At 66.3% G+C, this 19,700-nt stretch carries 19 protein-coding genes and 1 riboswitch; of the genes, 7 read left to right on the top strand and 12 right to left on the bottom strand.

Annotation, left to right across the window (positions count from 1 at the left end; all coding sequences use genetic code 11):
- The first annotated feature begins 6 nt into the window (after nt 1–6).
- The 5 genes from odhI (at nt 7) to gcvP (ending at nt 6,211) form a co-directional block, all read left to right on the top strand.
- A complete protein-coding gene (gene odhI / locus ACHQ4I_RS23330) occupies nt 7–492 on the top strand; it encodes an oxoglutarate dehydrogenase inhibitor Odhl (protein WP_420773922.1) in 486 nt (161 codons plus the stop codon).
- 73 nt (nt 493–565) lie between these two features.
- Nucleotides 566–1,402: a transcriptional regulator FtsR gene (ftsR, locus tag ACHQ4I_RS23325; protein WP_420773921.1), complete on the top strand. Its 837-nt coding sequence runs from the start codon at nt 566–568 to the stop codon at nt 1,400–1,402.
- 159 nt (nt 1,403–1,561) lie between these two features.
- Nucleotides 1,562–2,035 (top strand): bifunctional nuclease family protein, encoded by a 474-nt coding sequence (locus ACHQ4I_RS23320; RefSeq protein WP_420773920.1) that lies wholly within the window; start codon nt 1,562–1,564, stop codon nt 2,033–2,035.
- Nucleotides 2,036–2,267: 232 nt separating this feature from the next.
- Nucleotides 2,268–2,831 carry a MerR family transcriptional regulator gene (locus tag ACHQ4I_RS23315; RefSeq protein WP_364381510.1) on the top strand — a complete coding sequence of 188 codons (564 nt, stop codon included), beginning with the start codon at nt 2,268–2,270 and terminating at the stop codon, nt 2,829–2,831.
- A 301-nt stretch (nt 2,832–3,132) separates the two neighbouring features.
- Nucleotides 3,133–3,233: riboswitch (glycine riboswitch) on the top strand.
- A 173-nt stretch (nt 3,234–3,406) separates the two neighbouring features.
- Nucleotides 3,407–6,211, top strand: coding sequence for an aminomethyl-transferring glycine dehydrogenase (gene gcvP, locus ACHQ4I_RS23310; protein ID WP_420773919.1), 2,805 nt, complete (start codon nt 3,407–3,409; stop codon nt 6,209–6,211).
- Between the two features lie 227 nt (nt 6,212–6,438).
- On the opposite strand, the gene ACHQ4I_RS23305 is transcribed toward gcvP, so the two are convergent.
- From ACHQ4I_RS23305 to ACHQ4I_RS23255, 11 genes are all read right to left on the bottom strand, one after another.
- The gene (locus ACHQ4I_RS23305) at nt 6,439–7,092 is read right to left on the bottom strand and encodes a hypothetical protein (protein ID WP_420773918.1); all 654 of its coding nucleotides are present in this window, start codon (nt 7,090–7,092) and stop codon (nt 6,439–6,441) included.
- Between the two features lie 191 nt (nt 7,093–7,283).
- On the bottom strand, nt 7,284–8,888 hold the full coding sequence (locus ACHQ4I_RS23300) for a VWA domain-containing protein (protein ID WP_420773917.1): 1,605 nt from the start codon (nt 8,886–8,888) through the stop codon (nt 7,284–7,286).
- A gap of 144 nt (nt 8,889–9,032) precedes the next feature.
- Nucleotides 9,033–9,302, bottom strand: coding sequence for a WhiB family transcriptional regulator (locus ACHQ4I_RS23295; RefSeq protein ID WP_420773916.1), 270 nt, complete (start codon nt 9,300–9,302; stop codon nt 9,033–9,035).
- Between the two features lie 27 nt (nt 9,303–9,329).
- On the bottom strand, nt 9,330–9,875 hold the full coding sequence (locus ACHQ4I_RS23290; protein WP_420773915.1) for an HNH endonuclease: 546 nt from the start codon (nt 9,873–9,875) through the stop codon (nt 9,330–9,332).
- A gap of 237 nt (nt 9,876–10,112) precedes the next feature.
- Nucleotides 10,113–11,015, bottom strand: a complete 903-nt coding sequence (locus tag ACHQ4I_RS23285) for a cutinase family protein (protein ID WP_420773914.1) — start codon at nt 11,013–11,015, stop codon at nt 10,113–10,115.
- A gap of 166 nt (nt 11,016–11,181) precedes the next feature.
- Nucleotides 11,182–11,307, bottom strand: a complete 126-nt coding sequence (locus ACHQ4I_RS23280; protein WP_420773913.1) for a hypothetical protein — start codon at nt 11,305–11,307, stop codon at nt 11,182–11,184.
- Nucleotides 11,308–11,565: 258 nt separating this feature from the next.
- Nucleotides 11,566–11,796 (bottom strand): hypothetical protein, encoded by a 231-nt coding sequence (locus tag ACHQ4I_RS23275; RefSeq protein ID WP_420773912.1) that lies wholly within the window; start codon nt 11,794–11,796, stop codon nt 11,566–11,568.
- 58 nt (nt 11,797–11,854) lie between these two features.
- Nucleotides 11,855–13,144, bottom strand: coding sequence for an acyl-CoA dehydrogenase family protein (locus tag ACHQ4I_RS23270; protein ID WP_420773911.1), 1,290 nt, complete (start codon nt 13,142–13,144; stop codon nt 11,855–11,857).
- A 2-nt stretch (nt 13,145–13,146) separates the two neighbouring features.
- The gene (locus ACHQ4I_RS23265) at nt 13,147–13,836 is read right to left on the bottom strand and encodes a TetR/AcrR family transcriptional regulator (protein ID WP_420773910.1); all 690 of its coding nucleotides are present in this window, start codon (nt 13,834–13,836) and stop codon (nt 13,147–13,149) included.
- On the bottom strand, nt 13,833–14,882 hold the full coding sequence (locus ACHQ4I_RS23260) for an alcohol dehydrogenase catalytic domain-containing protein (protein ID WP_420773909.1): 1,050 nt from the start codon (nt 14,880–14,882) through the stop codon (nt 13,833–13,835). Before ACHQ4I_RS23260 ends, ACHQ4I_RS23265 begins: the two co-directional genes overlap by 4 nt.
- Nucleotides 14,879–15,634, bottom strand: coding sequence for a glucose 1-dehydrogenase (locus tag ACHQ4I_RS23255; protein WP_476445402.1), 756 nt, complete (start codon nt 15,632–15,634; stop codon nt 14,879–14,881). Before ACHQ4I_RS23255 ends, ACHQ4I_RS23260 begins: the two co-directional genes overlap by 4 nt.
- A 267-nt stretch (nt 15,635–15,901) precedes the next feature.
- Here ACHQ4I_RS23255 and ACHQ4I_RS23250 point away from each other — a divergent pair, with 267 nt between their 5' ends.
- Both ACHQ4I_RS23250 and ACHQ4I_RS23245 read left to right on the top strand, forming a co-directional pair.
- Nucleotides 15,902–18,085, top strand: a complete 2,184-nt coding sequence (locus ACHQ4I_RS23250) for a malate synthase G (RefSeq protein ID WP_420773908.1) — start codon at nt 15,902–15,904, stop codon at nt 18,083–18,085.
- A 404-nt stretch (nt 18,086–18,489) separates the two neighbouring features.
- Entirely contained in the window at nt 18,490–19,047 is a 558-nt protein-coding gene (locus ACHQ4I_RS23245) for a hypothetical protein (RefSeq protein ID WP_420773907.1), read from the top strand.
- Nucleotides 19,048–19,142: 95 nt separating this feature from the next.
- Here the strand turns inward: ACHQ4I_RS23245 and ACHQ4I_RS23240 are convergent, their stop codons facing one another.
- Nucleotides 19,143–19,628 carry a hypothetical protein gene (locus ACHQ4I_RS23240; protein ID WP_420773906.1) on the bottom strand — a complete coding sequence of 162 codons (486 nt, stop codon included), beginning with the start codon at nt 19,626–19,628 and terminating at the stop codon, nt 19,143–19,145.
- Nucleotides 19,629–19,700 lie beyond the last annotated feature (72 nt).

Raw genomic sequence — 19,700 nt, 5'->3', positions numbered from 1 at the left:
GAAACGGTGAGCGAGAACAAAGACCCGGGTTACGGGGAGACCGCGGCCGAGACGACGTCGGTCTTCCGCGCGGATTTCCTGAACGAGGTCGACGCGTCGCGCTCCGCTGAGGTGACCGGCGAACAGCCGGTCCAAGGGGTCGAGGGTCTGCCTGTTGGCGCTGCCCTCTTGGTCGTCAAGCGCGGCCCGAACGCGGGCTCGCGGTTCCTGCTCGATCAGCCGACCACGTCGGCGGGCCGCCATCCGGACAGTGACATCTTTCTCGATGACGTCACCGTCAGCCGTCGGCACGCCGAGTTCCGGCAGGACGACGATTCCTTCCAGGTGGTCGATGTGGGCAGCCTCAATGGCACCTATGTCAACCGGGAGCCGGTGGATTCCTCGGAGCTGCAGAACGGTGACGAGGTACAGATCGGCAAGTTCCGCCTCGTGTTCCTCACCGGACCGAAGGCCCAAGTGAACGAGCCGTCGGCGGGTGCGGGCAGCCTGTGACACTTGCGGCACGGATTTCGCGTGTCGGCGGTGTTGACAGGGAAGAACGCTGTGTCATGAAAGACTCGATGCTATGACGGGCGCGGCGCAGTGGGCTCGCGGAGGCATGTCGATCGGCTCCGTGCTGGACCTGCTGCGACCGGACTTTCCGGACATCACCATCTCGAAGATCCGCTTCCTCGAGGCCGAGGGGTTGATCAGACCCGAGCGCACACCGTCGGGTTATCGCAGGTTCTCGATCGCGGACTGTGAACGGCTCAGGTTCGTACTGACCGCACAGCGCGACCAGTACCTGCCCTTGAAGGTGATCAAGGAACAGCTCGAGGCGATCGACAGCGGTGCGGCGACGCTCGGTGTGCGGGAAGCCCGCGCCCGGGCGCACTCCGGCCGCAACGGTGTGCCGGAGGCCGGGCACGTGCTGCCCGACTCCGAGCCCACCGCAACACCTTCGGCGCACAATGCGGCCCGTACCTCGGCGCCACGCAGACTCGGTGTCGTGCCGGGCGAGATCTCGCCCGACGAGCTGCGATTCGATCACGAAATCCGCCTCACCCGCGCGGATCTGCTCGCCCAGGCCGAGATCGACGAGAAATTCCTCGCCGATCTGATCCGGGCCAATCTGATCACGCCGGGCGCCGCGGGTTTCTTCGACGCGGACGCGGTGACGCTGGCCAAGACCGCCAAGGCGATGGCCGAATTCGGGCTGGAGGCAAGGCATTTGCGCGCCTTCAAGCTGGCCGCGGATCGCGAGGCCGCGCTGGTGGCGCAGATCGCCGCCCCGATCGCCAAGAGTCGCGATGCCGGTGCGCGGGCGCGCGCGGAGGAAACAGTGCGCGAACTCGCGGCGCTGTCGCTGACGCTGCACACCTGTCTGGTGAAGGCATCGGTGCGGTCCTCGCTCGGCGGCTGAGATTTCCGGCGGGGCCGGTTTGCGTTCCAGACGGACAACACGCCGATTTCGGCTGTGCACACCGAATGCTGCACGCCTCGAGGTTCGCTTAGACTCGTGGTACGGCGAGCTCTGCAGCGGTCATGCCGGGCGGCCGGCGAGTCATTGGGAGGCAGTGCGATGAGTGAGATGCGCGTTATCGGCATTCGTGTCGAGCAGCCACAGAACCAGCCCGTGCTGTTGCTCCGCGAGGCGTCCGGAGACCGGTACTTGCCGATCTGGATCGGGCAGGCCGAGGCGACCGCGATCGTGCTGGAACAAGAGGGGGTGACTCCGATCCGTCCGCTGACCCACGATCTGATCAAGATCCTGATCGCCGACCTCGGGCATACCCTCAAGGAAGTGCGGATCGTCGATCTGCAGGAGGGCACCTTCTACGCGGATCTGGTCTTCGACAACGATCTGCGGATCTCGGCGCGGCCGTCGGATTCGGTAGCGATCGCCTTGCGGGTGGGTTGCCCGATCTATGCCGAGGAGCCCGTGCTCGAGGAGGCCGGGCTGGTCATGCCGGACGAGCGCGAGGACGAGGTGGAGAAGTTCAAGGAGTTCCTCGAATCGGTCTCCCCGGACGACTTCAAGGCCACCGATAGCTGAGTTGACGGGCGCGCAGCGGTGTTGTCGGTTCGACGTGCCCATATTTCTGCTGGCCCTAAAGTAGAGGTCTAGACTCCGACCGCGCGTCGCGCTTGGTCCGACGATGGCGCTCCCGGGAGAATCAGGGGGAGTAATCTCGATAGTTGGGCCACGTCCGTTATGGCCGGTCGTTGGTCGTGACGGAGCTGGGTCTTTGATGAGGCTAGGCGTCGGCGGAGCAAGGGAGTGGTCAGTGGCAGAGCAATCGCAGGATGTGGTACAGCCAGGCCTGTTCCCGGATGATTCGGTGCCCGACGATCTGGTCGGCTACCGCGTACCCAGCGCATGCCAGGTGGCCGGGATCACGTACCGGCAGCTCGACTACTGGGCTCGCACCGGATTGGTCGTGCCCTCCATTCGCGGGGCAGCGGGCTCGGGCAGCCAGCGGCTGTATTCGTTCAAGGACATTCTGGTCCTGAAAATCGTGAAGCGACTATTGGACGCGGGCATCTCGCTGCAGAACATCCGCATCGCCGTCGACCATCTGCGCAGCCGCGGGGTGCAGGATCTGGCGGGCATCACGCTGTTCTCGGACGGCACCTCGGTGTACGAGTGCACCTCGCCCGAGGAGGTAGTCGATTTACTGCAGGGTGGGCAGGGCGTCTTCGGAATCGCGGTCAGCGGCGCCATGCGGGAACTGACCGGAGCCATCGCCAACTTCCCGGCCGAGCGGGCCGTGAGCGGAAGTGCCAGCGAACGGCCGGAGGACGAGTTGTCCTTCCGTCGTAAGGCTCGGATGAACCGGAAGACCGGCTAGGCGGTCCGCGTCGGTCGGGGGCGCGGTCGATGCGACCGGGCCCTCGACGTGGGCACCGACACTCGGATGTCGTGGCCGGTCAGCGGTCTCGGTGAGTCGTGAAAATCCCTGCGGGACTGCCACTTCGAGTTCCACCATCATTTTCCGATGGCGCAGCGCGACGGTGCATGCCTCGAGTTTCGACGCCGAAGCGCTCGCGTACGTGGCCGTGGGTGGCGCGGGCAGAGTGACGAGGACGACACGACCCGGTGGGCACCTGTGGCGAACTTCGGCGTGTCCTCGGCATAAACTAGCGATGCGTCGCCGCCGTGCGGGAGAGTTCCGGACTTCACAAGAGTTCGGGCGCCGAAGGAGCAGCACCTCCCCGTCAATCTCTCAGGCAAAAGGGACCGTACGGGCTTCGACGTCTCTGGAAAGTGGTGACTCCGCACAACGCGGGGGTCGCCCGCCCATGGGGAAAGGGGTCCCGGCAACTACGTCGTGACGACCGAATCTCTCAGGCTCCACGACAGAGGGGGAGGGCCGGTACTCGTCGACCGCTGCTGGTCGACCCCGCCCGACCTTGGGAGCTTGTCGTGACTCGATCATTCGCCGACCGCCACATCGGACCCGACCGGGATGAACTCGCCCGGATCCTGGACGTCGTCGGCGTCGGCTCGCTGGACGAGCTCGCCACCGCGGCGCTGCCCGCCAGCATTCTGGACGGCTCCGGACTCGAGGCGCTGCCGCCCGCCGCGACCGAGCACGAGGTGCTCGACGAACTGGCCGCGCTCGCCCATTCGAATACCGTCGCGACCACGATGATCGGGCTGGGCTACTACGACACGCTGACCCCGCCGGTGCTGGTGCGCAGCCTGCTCGAGAACCCGGCCTGGTACACCGCCTATACGCCCTACCAGCCCGAGATCAGCCAGGGGCGGCTCGAGGCGCTGCTCAACTTCCAGACCATGGTGTCGGATCTGACCGGAATGGAGGTGTCCAACGCGTCCATGCTGGACGAGGCCACCGCCGCCGCCGAGGCGATGACACTGCTGCGCCGGGCCGGCAAATCCAAGTCCGCGCGGCTGCTGATCTCCGACGATCTGTTCCCGCAGACCAAGACCGTGCTCTACACCCGGGCCGAGCCGCTGGGAATCGAGATCGTCGAGGCGGATCTGTCCGGCGGTGAGCTGCCCGATGGCGAGTTCTTCGGTGTGCTGGTCCAGCTTCCGGGTGCGTCGGGCCGGATCGTGGACTGGCGACCGGTGATCGAGGCGGCGCACGAGCGGGGCGCACTGGTCGCGGTCGGCGCGGATCTGCTTGCGCTGACGCTGATTACGCCGCCGGGGGAGCAGGGTGCGGACGTATGTTTCGGTACCACACAGCGTTTCGGTGTGCCGATGGGCTTCGGTGGGCCGCACGCCGGATATCTGTCCGTGCATGCCAAGCACGCACGTCAGCTGCCGGGGCGTTTGGTCGGCGTGTCGGTGGATGCCGATGGCCACAAGGCGTACCGGCTCGCACTGCAGACCCGTGAGCAGCATATTCGCCGGGAGAAGGCGACCTCCAATATCTGTACGGCGCAGGTGCTCTTGGCGATCGTTGCCGCGATGTACGCCAGCTACCACGGTCCCGACGGGCTGCGCGAGATCGCCCGGCGCGTGCATCGGCGCGCGACGGCCATCGCGGCCGGACTCGACGGCGCCGTCGTGCACGAGAACTACTTCGACACGCTGCTGGTGCGGGTGCCAGGGGGCGCGGAAGCCGTTGTGGCGAAGGCGAAGTCGAGCGGTATCAACCTGCGGCTGGTCGACGCCGATCACGTGGGCGTGGCCTGTGACGAGGCGACCACCGACGCACATGTCGCCGCCGTGCTCGAATCCTTCGGCACCGCATTGTCTTCCGAGGCCAGCGCGCCCGCGGCGGCGCCCTCGATCGAGACCCGGACCTCGGGATTCCTGACCCATCCGGCATTCACCAGCTACCACACCGAAACCGCGATGTTGCGCTATCTGCGGCGGCTTTCCGATAAGGACATCGCCCTGGACCGCAGCATGATTCCGCTCGGCTCCTGCACCATGAAGCTCAACGCGACCGCGGAGATGGAGGCCATCACCTGGCCCGGCTTCGCCCGCGTGCATCCCTACGCTCCGGTCGAGGATGCGCCCGGCCTGCTGAAGGTGATCACCGATCTGGAGAACTGGCTGTCCGCGATCACCGGCTACGATTCGGTGAGCCTGCAGCCGAATGCGGGCAGTCAGGGCGAATACGCCGGACTGCTGGCGATCCGCCGCTACCACCTCGATCGCGGTGACGCACACCGCGATACCTGCCTGATTCCCTCCAGCGCGCACGGCACCAACGCCGCCTCGGCGACCATGGCGGGCATGCGGGTGGAGGTCGTCAAGTGCCGCGAGAACGGTGACGTGGATCTGGACGATCTGCGCGCCAAGATCGCCGATCACGCTGAGCGGCTGGCCTGCATCATGATCACCTACCCGTCGACGCACGGTGTGTACGAGCACGAGGTCGCCGAGTTGTGTGCGCTGGTGCACGATGCGGGCGGTCAGGTGTACGTCGATGGTGCGAACCTGAACGCGCTTGTCGGCCTGGCCCGTCCGGGCCGATTCGGTGGCGATGTCAGCCATCTGAATCTGCACAAGACCTTCTGCATTCCGCACGGCGGCGGCGGTCCCGGTGTCGGGCCGGTCGCGGTCCGCTCGCATCTGGCCCAGTACCTGCCCGGCGATCCGCTGCAGCCGGGTTCGCACGCGGTGTCCGCCGCCAGGTACGGTTCGGCCTCGATTCTGCCGATCACCTGGGCATACATCCGGATGATGGGTGCCGATGGTCTGCGCGAGGCGACGCTGACCGCGATCGCGTCGGCGAACTACATCGCCCGTCGTTTGAACGAGCACTTCCCGGTGCTCTACACCGGTGAGAACTCGATGGTCGCGCACGAGTGCATCCTCGACCTGCGTGATATCACCAAGCAGACCGGCGTCACCGTCGATGATGTGGCAAAGCGCTTGGCGGACTATGGATTCCACGCGCCGACCATGAGCTTCCCGGTCGCTGGCACGCTGATGGTGGAGCCCACCGAGAGCGAAAACCTCGCGGAGCTGGACGAATTCATTCTCGCGATGACGGCGATCCGGGCCGAGATCGACCAGGTCGGCGCCGGTGTGTGGCCGGTAGAGGACAACCCGCTGCGTGGTGCGCCGCATACCGCGGCCTGCCTGGTCGCGGAGTGGAATCACCCGTACAGCAGGGAGATCGCGGTGTACCCGCATGGTGTGGATCCGTCGCGGGGCAAGGTGTGGCCTGCTGTGCGGCGCATCGACGGTGCGTACGGTGACCGGAACCTCGTCTGCTCCTGCCCGCCGCTCGACGCGTACTGACGGTTATCGGGTCGCCCCCCGGCTTCTCGAAGCCCGAGTGCACCAAGGTCACCGCGGTGCGCTCGGGCTTTCGCTCTGTCCATGGCTCGGGTGCGGGCAGGACTGAGGCCGCCACGTCCGGTCCCGCATCGAGTGATGGGCGGAGGGCGACGATCGCAGTGGGGGCGAGGCGACGGTGGTTCGCTATTGGGGTGGTGCGGTGTTTCCGACGGCTGCCGGACGCAGGGTCAGGCTGGTTCGGGTTCGGGTGCGGGTTCGGGGGCGTGTTCGGGGAGGATGCTGAGGGCTTCGATGCCGAGTTCGGAGCGGGTTGCGTTGATGACCCCGCGTTCCTCTTCCACGGTGTTGGAGATGGCCTTGTGCCATAGGGCGCGGATCGCGTTGACGTCGTCCATGGTGGCTTCTTCGTCGAGCTCGACCTTGAGGCGTTGGACGGTGATGCTCTGGGCGGCGGTGAGGGTGCGGACCAGATCTTCGCAGCGGCTCGGAATCTTGGGGTTGGCCAGGACGCGGAGTCGGGTGATGAAGCCGTTGAGAGTGGCGATGCTTTCGAGGACCTGTTTGCCGAAACTGTCCACATCCTCGACACTTTCGGCCTTCAGGTTGAGGGTGTCCCACAGATCTTGGCGCACGGCGGCGGCGGTTTCCAGGGTCGAGGAGACCGCGGTCAGGATGGAATCGCGTCGCCATTTGTCCTGTTCGCGGCGTTCGGCGGCGGCATTGGACGTCTCGATGTTGCGCTGCGCGGTGTCGAGCGTGGTCTGGTTGCGCGCGTCGGCCGCGGTGATCGCATCGCGGTTGGTTCGGTTGTTGATCACGACGCCGACGAGTGCTACGACGGCGACGATCAGCGAGCTCAGGAGCGGAAGCCAGGAAGTCACCGGGAAATCATCGCACTGTGGGGCGGTGTGCTGTCCGGCGATCGGCACGCTACCGCCTAAACCGGACGGCCAATCTTCTGGATCCGCCCCGGTTTCGGTATGAATCATCGTGTTGGCCAGGCGATATCAACACCCGGTGGTGGAGAGTCCGTTCCGGGCAACAGGAGCCAGCACAGGTCGACCCGCAAGCCTCACGGCGTCGTCAACGCGTGCGCAACTGCGGTACCGAAGCTGATGTCGTCCGAGGTGGCCAGGCGGGTGTAGGTGCCTCCGGTGCGTTTGGCGGCGGTTTGCAGAGTTTCGGTGCCGGTGCCGCCGATGACGATCACATCGATGCGGATCGGGTGGGCGGGGTCGGTGGCGGCGGTCAGTTCGGTGAGCAGTTTGGCGCCGGTGACGGTGGAGTCGTCGTCGGGGCCGTCGGTGATCAGCAGGACCGAATTGGTGCGTCCGGGGGTGTATGCCTGGACGGCGGCGTGGTAGGCGGCCAGCAGTGACGGGTAGGCCTGGTCGGGGCGAGAATCGGTGGGCTTCACCGTATCCAGAGCCGTATCGAGTGTGGTGCGCTGCTCGTTGCTCAAGAGCGCGGTGGGGGTTTGGATCTTGTACGGCTTGGTGCCGTCGAGATTCTTGCCGAAGGTCCAGACGCCGAGGCCGAAGTCCGGCGGCATCACGTTGATGGTGGAGCGAAGGGCGCCGAGGGCATTGGACAGTCGGGTGGCGGATCCGTCGGTATTCCCCATCGAGGACGACACGTCGAGCAGCACCGTAGCCTGCACTCCGAGAACGGGATTGGCGAGCGTGGCACGCACCTTGTCCAATGCGGTCCGCGACGGCGCGGGCGCGGCGGCCGCCGGTGCGGCGGCGAATCCGGCCGCGGTGAAGGCCGCGGACTGCTGAGGCGCCCGCAGGTAGTCGGCGAATATCGACGCGATCAGATTCTGCGTCTTGTCCACCCAGGCTCCGGACATCAGCGCGGCCGGGTGATCGGCGACCGGTGTGCTTCCGGCGGGCCGGAATGCTGATGTGCCACCAAGCGATTTGAGTTGCTGCTCGGTAGCGGCCACCGCGTGGACGGGCGAATCGGAACCATCGAGACCGGCCAGTGCCGTTGTCGTATCCGCCGACTGCGCAGCCTTGGCGGCGAGCCCGGATATCGCGGCGACAACCTGACCGGATTGTGCGGCCACGTCACTGAGCGGATCGGTGCCCGACACCGCCGAGCCGACGGCGGCGGCCGCGGCGAGAGTCGCGTCACCGGAGGGCAGCGCCATCCGCAGCCCACCCCAGCCGGGCAGGCCCAGCTCGTCGAGCGAACCCTGTTGCAGCCGTGGCAGATCCGCCCAGGTGATCTTCGCCTGCTCGAGCGCGCGCCGCAGCTCCTCGGGTACGGCGACCACGATCGGACTCATCGCGACGGGCGCTGGAGTGCCCTCGATCAGGCCGGGCACGCGCATGGATTCGATGGAGCGCATCGAATCGGCGATCCACAGTCCGGGCTGCGGACCGAGCGCACCGTTCCACGGCGTGCCCGCGGTGAACCCGGCGACGATCGCCGCGGACGGCTGGGCGGTAACCACCACCTTCGCGCAATGGTCGCGCACCTTCGGGTTGGTCGCGTTGTACCGTTCGGCGGCGGCGCGCACCGGGTCGGCGAGTTCCGGATCGACGGTGACGAACAGCGTCGACGGCCCTTGTTTGCACTCGGCCGCGGCCGACTTGTCGCGACTCTCGGCGCGATTACTGAGTTGAAAGAACGCGAAGACCGCCGCGACTAGCAGCAAAACGGCAATCACTGCGATAACCGGACCTTTGCTGACGCCCCGGGACCTGGTTCCGCTGCGATGTGTGCCCACGATCGTCAGTGTATGGTCACGCGAGATTTGCCGTGCCGGTGCGCCCGGTGCGGCGCATCGGCACGGCGTGGCGGGCCATGGTACCTAGGGCCGGATCATCCGTCCCCGGTCGAACTCGTGTCCGCCCCAAACCCCGGACTGTCCGGTGCGCGCGGCGAAGTCACCGCAGGCATGCCGGATCGGGCAGCCAGCGCAAACCTCACGCGCGTATGCGAAGTCCTGCGACGGGTACGGGAACCACGCCTCGTGGTTCGGGTCGCCGCGGCAGGCCGCCCGATGCCACTCCCGGGAATCCGAGAGCGGGAGCAGGTCGGTCAGGTCGACAACTGCGTTGATCTCCAATTCGACGGTCATTTCGAGCCTTCTCCTTTCTCTCTCGGCTCAGGTGGCGGCCAGCTGCTTCCAGATCCGTTGCTGGCGCTTGGCCATATCGTTGGGCGCCTTCGGCTCCCACAGCAACCGCATGCCCGCCTCCTCCGGCGTGCGGTCGGCCTTGGTCGAGTTGCACGGTGCGCAGGCCGCGATCAGGTTGTTCCAGGTGTTCGGACCACCCCGGCTGCGCGGACGGATGTGGTCGACGGTGCGTGCCCAGGACGCGCAGTAACCGCACCGGTGGTTGTCCCGGCGCAGCACACCGGCCAACGTCGCCCGGCTGCCGTCGTGTACCCGGGTCACGTGGTCGAGGTACACGTAGCGCAGCAGCCGGATCGTCTCCGGCAGTGCGAGCTCGAGGTGCTTGGACCGGATCGGGAAGTGCGGTTCCCGATCCGCGATCGATTCCGCGGCTCCGCCCATGACCAGCACGACGGCCCGCTCGGCGCTGATCTCGGTGAGCGCCTCGTAGCTGGCGTTGAGTACCAGTACTCGGGTGTGTATCCAGTTATCGACAGTTGACACCACCGGATCGGCGGCACGATGGAACGTCATGGGAATCACCATGTTTCGGGAGAACGAGCGAGTCGGGGGAGGCGGCTGGCCGGTCAGTGACCGGCCAGGAGGCGGCGGGTTACCTGCTCGACGCGCACGTCATACCGACGCGGGCTCGATAGGACAATGGTCACGGCCGCCTCCTCCTCTCCGAAGCTCCTCGATCACCCGCGGTATCGGGTGATCATCATCGAAATCCATGGTGGCACAGCGCGCCCACCGCTGGCGAAGGGTTTTTCAGGCCAGGCTCACCAGCCACTGCCGCATCCACGAGGTGGCGGTCGCGCCGCTGGAATCCACGACGTAAGCGGGATAGTTCTGGTGTACGAACGAGTTGTAGAAGCGCTCGAATTCCTGTTTGCGTTCCTTCATTTCCGGATCGGCCAGCTGATGCTGGACGAGCGGGACCACCCCGGCCGCCATCAGGTCGTTGATGATCGCGAACGCCTCCTGCTGATAGCGCCACAGCTGCGCCGGATCGGGATCGGAGGCCTGGGCCAGGAATCCGGCGAAGCGGGCGGCGAAGTCGGTGGGCGGCGCGGCGCAGTAGAGGTCGCCGACGGCGCAGATGGTCCGGGTCTGCGGGGTGAGGAAGCCGAAGCCGCCGATGCGCGGGCCGCCCGCACCGGCACCATCCACGGGCGGACCGACCAGTACATCGGTGGGGGCGCGGCGCGGATCGGAGATGAGACCGACCGCGACAATACGTTCGGGCCGGATCGGACTGAGCCCGGTGCCGATTTCGGCGGCGAGATCGCCCGCCGCGTCGGCGCCCTGGCTGTAGCCGATCAGCGCGATCTTCGTCGCGCCGCACTGCTGGGCCATCGCGAGGACCAGGCCGCGGGCGTTATCGATGGCCTGCCTCTTGGAGCGCCCGTAAACATCGGTCTCCCAGGGGAATGCGGTCGCCGCGTAAGTGACATAGTCGGTACGGGTGTTCCGCGGCAGGTTATCGGTGACGCTCCCGAGCATGCCCTCGCTGGGGTTGGCATCGGAGGTCTCCCAGGTGCCGGGTATCGCCACGACGTAGAGGTCGGGGCAACCCGGCGCGGCCGTGGCCGCACCCGCACCGCCGACGGCGCCCGCCGCACCAACCATGACGGTTCCCGCCACGGCGCCGATCATCTTGCGCATAAACATGGTCCACACCTCAGTTTTGCTAGGTCCGAACCGGCCGAGGGCCGTACGCGACTGCCTGCCGCCGCGTCGGAGACAACCGTATGGTCTGAGCAGGGGTTATGCGAGAACATCCTATGACAAAGGGTGGACATTTTTCGCCGACTTGCCGCGATGGGCGGCTATTCGGTCAGCGCTGCGGCGACTTTCGCGTCAGGTGTGCGGGGATGAAGGAGCCGCGGGCGAGGGTGCGCGGCTCCTCCATCGTGTCCGAGGCGGCGTCCGCCTCGTCCACGGTTGTGGTGGTGACAGACACCAACGATTCCCTCCCCGTGCGTCATCGTGTGAGCATCCATTGAACCCTGTTGACCGGCATTCGTCCCGTGTTCGGGAATTGCCGTTCCCTGGGCCGCATCTCGCTGTCGCGCGCAATGCCCACGGGCCGAGTGGAATTCAGCGCACCGTCCGCGCCCATCCGACGTATGCCGTCGGTCCCGCAACTGAGTCCCGTTGCGGGATACTGCGGATCGCAGCGATGCCCTGGACCCGGCAACGCGAGCATCGCTGGCTGCCGTCACGCTGTGGCCTCCCGCGCGTAGATGTAGTAGCGGTAGACGCCGTCCCCGGGATCGGCGCACAGCGGCCACTCACCGTCGGCGGTGAACCCCTCCCATTCCAGGGCCAGGCCCGCGTCTTGTTCGGCGGTCGACTTGGCCCGGTCCAAGGAACCGTGGGTGCCGAGGGCTTGGTCGTCGGTGCCGCAGAACTCGCAACTGTGCACCCGCCGCACCTCGTATGCGATCACTCTGTCGCCTTCCGGGAGCTGGACGTTCATCCGGGCCCCGCCGAATCCAGCGTTCGGACTACAGGTTGCCGACGATATGTTCCAGGCGGCGGGCGACCAGTTCGCGCGCTTGTTCGCGGAGCGCGGGGCGGTAGCCGCTGGGGTACACCGGGTCGCCGGGGGCGTAGTCCTTCAGGACCTCCTTGGCCAGGGTGATCTTGTGGACTTCGGTGGGGCCGTCGGCGATCGCCATGACCTCGGCGTAGTTCATCATGTCGACGAAGGGGAGGTCCTGGCTGACGCCGATGGCGCCGTGCAGATGCAGTGCGCGCTGGGCGATATCGTGCATCACCTTCGGCATCGCGACCTTGATGGCGGCGATGTCCTTGCGCACCTTCAGGTAATCCTGTTCCTTGTCGATGCGCCAGGCGGTGCGCAGCACGAGCAGGCGGAACTGCTCCATCTCGATCCAGCTGTCCGCGATGCGTTCCTGGGTCATCTGCAGACCCGCCAGCGTTCCCTTGCGCATCGGCCGCGAGACGGCGCGTTCGGCCATCATGTCGAAGGCCTTGCGCACCAACGCGACTGTGCGCATGGCGTGGTGCACGCGACCGCCGCCGAGGCGGGTCTGCGCGACGATGAAGCCCAAGCCTTCCTGGCCGAGCAGATGGTCGGCGGGCACCCGGACGTCGGTGAAGCGCAGGTGACCCTCGTGCTCGCTGAACCCGTGCACGTGGAAGTTCTTGACGATCTCCAGTCCGGGTGTGTCGGCGGGCACGATGAACATCGACATGCCCTGGTACGGGCTGACATCCGGATTGGTGACCACCATGACGATGTGGAAGCTGGCGAACTGCGCGTTCGAGTTGAACCACTTCTCGCCGTTGATGACCCAGGAGTCGCCGTCGCGCACCGCGCGGGTCTTGAACAGCGTCGGATCAGAGCCGCCGGTCGGTTCGGTCATGACATAACAGGAGCCGATATCACCGGCGAGCAGCGGCTCCAGATACTTGGCCTTCTGTTCCGGGGTGCCGTAGTGCGCGAGGATCTCGGCATTACCGGAGTCCGGTGCTTGGCAACCGAATACCGACGGCGCCCAGACCGAGGTGCCGAGCACCTCGTTGAGCAGTCCGAGTTTGAGCTGCCCATAGCCGGGACCGCCGAGTTCGGGTCCGAGGTGGCAGGCCCACAGCCCCTGCTCCTTGACCTTCTCCTTCAGCGGGCGCATCAGCGCCATCGCCTCGGTGTTGGTGCGGTCGTAGGGATTCGGGTACAGCAGGTCGAGTGGCTCCACCTCGGTGCGCACGAACTCCGCCGCCCAGTCGAGCTTGCGCTGGTATTCCGGGTCGGTTTCGAAATCCCAAGCCATGGTCAGCCTTTCGTTGTCGTGGTGACGATGCCGTCGAGAACGGTGGATGCGAGGATGTCAGCGATCTGCTCGGGGGAGCGGCCGCCGTGCGGGCGGTACCAGAAGGTCACCATGTTGAGCATGCCGAGCACGCTGTTGGTGACCACGTGGTCGTTCGTGCGCAGCAGGCCCGTCGCGTGGCCCGCATCGATGACGCGTTGCCAACACTGCTGTACCTCGTCGCGCATCTCCTGCAGTTCCTCGCCGCGGTCACCGGTCAGCGCGGTGACATCGCGCAATTGGATGGCGACCTCCCTGCGGTGCTCGATGATCAGCCCGACGTGGCTGCGGATCAGCTTGCGCAGCTTGCCGATCGGGTCATCGGTGCCACGGGAGATCCGCTGCGCGTCGGTGAGCATCAACTGGATGTAATCGCGCAGGATCTGCCACAGCAACTCTTCCTTGGAGCCGATGTGGTAGTACAGCGCGCCACGTTGCACCCCGGCCCGGTCTCCGATTTCGGCGACGCCCGTGCCATGGAAACCCTGCTCCGCGAACAGTTCCACCGCGGCCGCCACGATGCGCCCCCGGGTCGCCTCGGCGGTGGTCTCCGCGGCCGGTGGACGGCCGCGGCGTCGGGGTGCCGCGATCTCGGGTCCACCGGTAACCCGGCCACCACCGCTCACCGAATCGGTTCGCGATGCCGCAGTCATTTTCGCGGATCCAGGACGACTTTGGACACGCCGTCGGCTCGATCGGCGAACATGCGGTAGGCGTGCGCACCCTGCGACATCGGGAATCGATGTGTGACAACGGCTTCGGGCCGCAGCCGACCGGCGGCGGTGAGCCGCAGCAGCGCGGGCAGTTCGTATTGGATCGAACACAGTCCGATATGGAATTCGAGTTCTTTGACCTGCGCCAGCTGCATATGGAACGGGAAGGCGCGATTCTGGCTGACGCCGACCACGCTCACTCGCCCGCGATGCCCGACGGCGCTGATGGCCAGCTTGATGGTCGCATCCGCGCCGACCGCCTCGATCGCGACATCCGCACCACCGCTGAGCATTTCGCGAATGACGGTCTTGGGTTCGTCGGATTCGACCACCTCCGCACCCAATTCGACGGCGCGCTTGCGACGTTCGGCCACCAGATCCACGCCGAGCACCCGCGACGCACCCATCGCGAATGCCGACTGCACGGCCATCAGCCCAACCGGTCCGAGCCCGATCACCACCACCGTCTCACCGGGCGCGATCCGGGCCCGACGGGCGCCGTACCAGGCGGTCGGCGCATTGTCGGTGAGCACGATCGCAGCCTCGTCGCTGACCGTGTCCGGTAGCCGGACGAGGTTGCCCTCGGCGCGGGGGACCGCCAGGAATTCGGCCTGCGCGCCCGCGAGCGATCCGCCGAGGCCGTAGCAGGCATCGACCGGCAGGGGATGCCGTTCGCAGGCGGCCACGATGCCGGCCTTGCACTTCGCACAGCGATTGCAGCCAACCGACGCGGACACCAGCACCCGATCACCGATCGCGAATCCCTGGACATCCGGACCCAATTCGACGATCTCACCGACCGCCTCGTGCCCGACGCTGTACCCGATGCCATTGGTGAAGCCGTGCCCGGCGTAGATATGCAGATCGCTACCGCAGATACCGGCCGCGGTCACCCGCACGATCGCCCCGTCGCGGCCGGGCAGCACCGGATCGGGTACCTCGGTGAACGAGATCTGTTGCGGGCCGGCATAGGTCAGCGCCTTCATCGCCAGCCTCCGTCCAGGGCCAGCGTCGCGCCGGTGCAGTAAGCCGAGGCCTCCGTCGCGAAGAACAAGGCCGCGCCGACGATCTCGTCCGGCTGCCCGACCCGCCCCAGCGCCATGTGCCGGGTCAGCTCGGCCCGCAACTCATCGGGCCACGCCTTGGAGATATCGGTGGCGAACGCACCGCACTGGATCGTGTTGACCCGCACCGTCGGTCCGAAGCTCTGTGCGAGGCCGCCGGTGAGATTGGACAGTCCGGCCTTGGCGGCCGCGTAGGGGACCGCGAGCGGTTCCGGCCGCGCCGCCTCGATCGAGGAGATATTGATGATCGAGCCGCCACCGGCGGCCGCCATTCGGGCGCCGATCAAGGTCGACAAGCGGAACGGCCCCTTGAGATTCACCCCGATCACCTTGTCGAACATCGCCTCGCTCACCTGATCCAGGCTCGGATACAGCAGCGACATCCCCGCATTGTTGACCAGCACGTCGACTCGGCCGAACTCCGCGTACGCCGCCTCGACCAGCGCATCGCACTGCGCCCAGTCGCTGACATTGCACGCCACCGGCAATGCGCGCCGACCGTGTGTGTTCTTCACCTCATCGGCGAGTTCGACGCACCCGTCGAGTTTGCGGCTGGCGATCACCACATCCGCTCCGGCGGCCGCGAAGGCCAGCACCATCTCGCGGCCGAGGCCCCGGCTACCGCCGGTGACCAGCGCGACCTTGTCCGCTAACGACTGTTCCGGCAATGCCACCTTGCACTCCATTGATTCCGATGCGGGAACGGCACTAAATGTTCCAGTCAGTACATTAAATCCGCGGACCGATACAATCAAGGGGTCCTGGGCGATCCCCGCAAGACATCCATCGCGACTCGCTGACGAACCGGCATCCGAGGTTCGGCGCGGCGGCAGCCAATAACGCCGCGCGGCGATCGACCCGACGCACCGTCACATCACTACCGACGGGTAACATTGGTTGCGATTTTTTCCCACCCGGCTTTCTCAAAAGTGAGGCAGTAGATGACAGAGCGGATTCAGGTCGGCGGGCTCCAGGTGGCCAGCGTTCTCCACGAGTTCATCGAGAACCAGGCGCTTCCCGGAACCGGCGTAGATTCCGCCGCGTTCTGGGCCGGAGCCGAGCAGGTCATCAATGACCTCGCCCCGCGCAACCGCGCCCTGCTGGCCGAACGCGACGAGATCCAGGGCAAGCTCGATGCCTGGCACGCCGAGCACCCCGGCGCGAACTATGACAAGGCCGCATACAAGAGCTTCCTCGGTGACATCGGCTACCTGCGCGCGGAACCGGCCGATTTCAAGATCGCCACCCAGAACGTGGACGCCGAAATCGCCACCACCGCGGGCCCGCAGCTCGTGGTGCCCGTGATGAACGCCCGCTTCGCGATCAATGCCGCGAACGCGCGCTGGGGCTCGCTCTACGACGCCCTGTACGGCACCGATGCCATCTCCGAGGCCGACGGCGCCGAGAAGGGCACCGGCTACAACCCGGTCCGCGGCGGCCGCGTGATCGAATTCGCGCGCAAGTTCCTCGATAGCGCCGCCCCGCTGGCCAACGGCTCGCACCTGGCCTCGACGCGCTACGCGATCGATAGCGGCAAGCTGGCCGTCACGCTGAACAACGACGAGGTCACCACCCTGGCCGCCGACGGCGCGAAACTGGTCGGCTACCTGGGCGATCCGGCCTCGCCGACCTCGATCCTGTTGAAGCACAACGGTTTGCACGTCGACATCCAGATCGATGCCGCCTCGCCGATCGGCAAGACCGATCCGGCGGGCGTCAAGGATGTGGTGCTGGAGTCCGCGGTCACCACGATCATGGACTTCGAGGATTCGGTCGCCGCGGTGGACGCCGAGGACAAGGTGCTCTGCTACCACAACTGGCTCGGCCTGATGAAGGGTGAGCTGGCCGAGAAGGTGACCAAGGGCGACAAGACCTTCACCCGCACCATGAACCCGGACCGCGTGTACACCGCGCTCGACGGCGGCGAGCTGGTGCTGCACGGCCGTTCGCTGCTGTTCGTGCGCAACGTCGGTCACCTGATGACCTCCGACGCGATCATCGATGTCGAGGGCAACGAGGTGCCCGAGGGCATCATGGACGGCCTGATCACCTCGCTGATCGCCAAGCACAGCCTGCTCGGTGACACCGAACTCAAGAACAGCCGCACCGGTTCGGTCTACATCGTGAAGCCGAAGATGCACGGCCCCGATGAGGTCGCCTTCACCAACGAGCTGTTCGGCCGGATCGAGGATGTCCTCGGCCTGACCCGCAACACCCTCAAGGTCGGCATCATGGACGAGGAGCGCCGCACCACGGTCAACCTCAAGGCGTGCATCCAGGCCGCCGCCGAGCGTGTCGTGTTCATCAACACCGGCTTCCTGGACCGCACCGGCGACGAGATCCACACCTCCATGGAGGCCGGGCCGATGGTCCGCAAGGCCGAAATGAAGACCCAGCAGTGGATCCTGTCCTACGAGGACTGGAACGTCGACACCGGTCTGGACGCCGGCCTGCCCGGCAAGGCGCAGATCGGCAAGGGCATGTGGGCCATGCCGGATCTGATGCACGACATGCTCGAGCAGAAGATCGGCCACCCGCGCGCGGGCGCCAATACCGCGTGGGTGCCCTCGCCGACCGCCGCCACCCTGCACGCGACGCACTACCACCGGGTCAATGTGTTCGAGCGCCAGCAGGAGATCGCCGCCGGTGGCCGTCGCGCCACCGTCGACCAGATCCTGGAGATCCCGCTCGCGGCGAACCCGAATTGGTCCGCCGAGGAGAAGCAGCAGGAGCTGGACAACAACTCCCAGGGCATCCTCGGCTACGTGGTGCGCTGGATCGACCAGGGCGTCGGCTGCTCCAAGGTGCCCGACATCCGCGATATCGGTCTCATGGAAGACCGTGCGACCCTGCGTATTTCGAGCCAGCTGATGGCGAACTGGCTGCGCCACGGCGTGGTTACCGCCGATGAGGTGGTGGCCAGCCTGCAGCGGATGGCGCCGGTGGTCGACAAGCAGAACGCGGGCGACCCGAACTACCGGCCGATGGCGCCGGACTTCGCGGGCAGCATCGCATTCCAGGCCGCGAAGGAGCTGGTGCTGGAAGGTACCAAGCAGCCCAACGGCTACACCGAGCCGATCCTGCACCGGCGTCGGCGGGAGGCCAAGGCGCTGGCTTGCGTCTAAGTCAGCTGTGGGTCTGATCGACTCGTGAATCCCCTGCTCGGGAACATGCCGGGCAGGGGATTCCCATACCACACGGCGGCCCTCGGCGGGGTGGATGACCGGTTTCGACCTGCATAACGATCCGTTACCCTGGGCGCTGCACGAGATAGTCCGATGTGAGGAAGTTTTATGGGAAGCGTTGTCCTTGATGTGTTCGCCCTGGTTGTGAACCGTGCGGCGCAGTTCTGGAACTGGATGGCCACCGGTTCGGCCGGTTTCCCGCCGCTGTGACAGCCGAACTGAACGTCTGATACGACGACCCCGGCCTCGCCCCCCTGATGGGATGGGCGAGGCCGGGGTTTTCTTCGTCATCTCGCTGCGCCGATTCCCTTCGGGGACAGGGTGGATCGACGTATCTTCTTGACATGAGCAGCGGCGGCCCCCGGCGGACACCGCTGTGGTTCGAACTCTGGATGGGCGCCATCACCGCGGTCATCGCGCTGCTATGTGCCGCGCTGTGCTGGGAATTGGCTGCTCAGGGCAGCTTTCCGAGCAAAGTGCTGCTGTGGGTGGGACTTTCGGTCCTCGGTGTGGTCGCGGTCGTATTCGGCATTCTCGGTCTGATCCGCTATCACGCCGTCCTGGTCGGCCTGGCCGCCCCGATTCTCCTCGCCACGCTCGCCGCCCTGGTCTGGTACGAGGTCCCCGAAGCCGCCGGTTGGCGCCTGTCCCGCCCCATCCTCGAAGACCAGGCCGCCGCCTGCGTCAACCCGGGCCACCGCACCCACCTCGGCGTCTACACCGTCACCTACATCACCCGCCGCGACGGCGCCTGCCTGTTCTACGTCAGTGGCGGAGCGACCAACTCCGAAGGCTTCGCCTACTTCCCGGACAGCGCGCCGAGCATCGGCCCCGCCGAACCCGGTGGCATCGGCTACGAACCCTTCCATGGCTCCTGGTATCGCTTCGTAGAGAACACCTGAGCGCCGCAGAGCCAACGCTGGGTCCATGACCAGATTCTGCCCGGGATTCGGGCTCACCCCTCGAAGTGCGGGCGCCCGTGCCGGTTCGCTACGGCTCAGTGCCCGAGATCAACCAGTGTCCGGATGATCATGAAGATGGCGGCCACGCCGAAACAGGCCAGTCCGATGACCCATACCGTGAACATCTGCCGCATCGGTATCAGTTTGTCCAGCCAGCCGACGTCGAGGACGACGCCCTGCTGTTGTGTCTCGAAGACGGTGCCGTGCGCGGCCCAGGTGCCCGCGCCGAGCTGCTGCTGTTCGAACCGCTCCAGCCATATCGCGTCCTTGCGTTCGGCGAGGCGATGGCTCGCCATGAGCATGATCGAAATGATCGACACGATCAGCGCGAGTAGCGACGAGGCTATCCGCGCGACGGGGTCGTTTCCGGCTCCCATCGAGATACTGAACAAGAATGCCTGGGCGGTCAGACTGAGAGTGGGAACCTGCCAGAGGAGATTTTCGTAGGAAAGACGTCGGTCCGCCACGGTCTGGTAGACCATCTCCAGATCGGCCGAACGGCGGGGAGCTGGCTCGTCCACAAGGGGTACTGTGGCACACCTCGCGCGGGCCTGGTGGGTGTTTGTGACGTTGGGCAGCGCTTTTCGTCGGAC

The sequence above is a fragment of the Nocardia nepalensis genome, from assembly GCF_048910785.1.
GTDB lineage: Bacteria > Actinomycetota > Actinomycetes > Mycobacteriales > Mycobacteriaceae > Nocardia > Nocardia nepalensis.
Note: the sequence above shows the minus strand (reverse complement) of the source record. Positions and strands in the feature narration are given on the sequence as shown.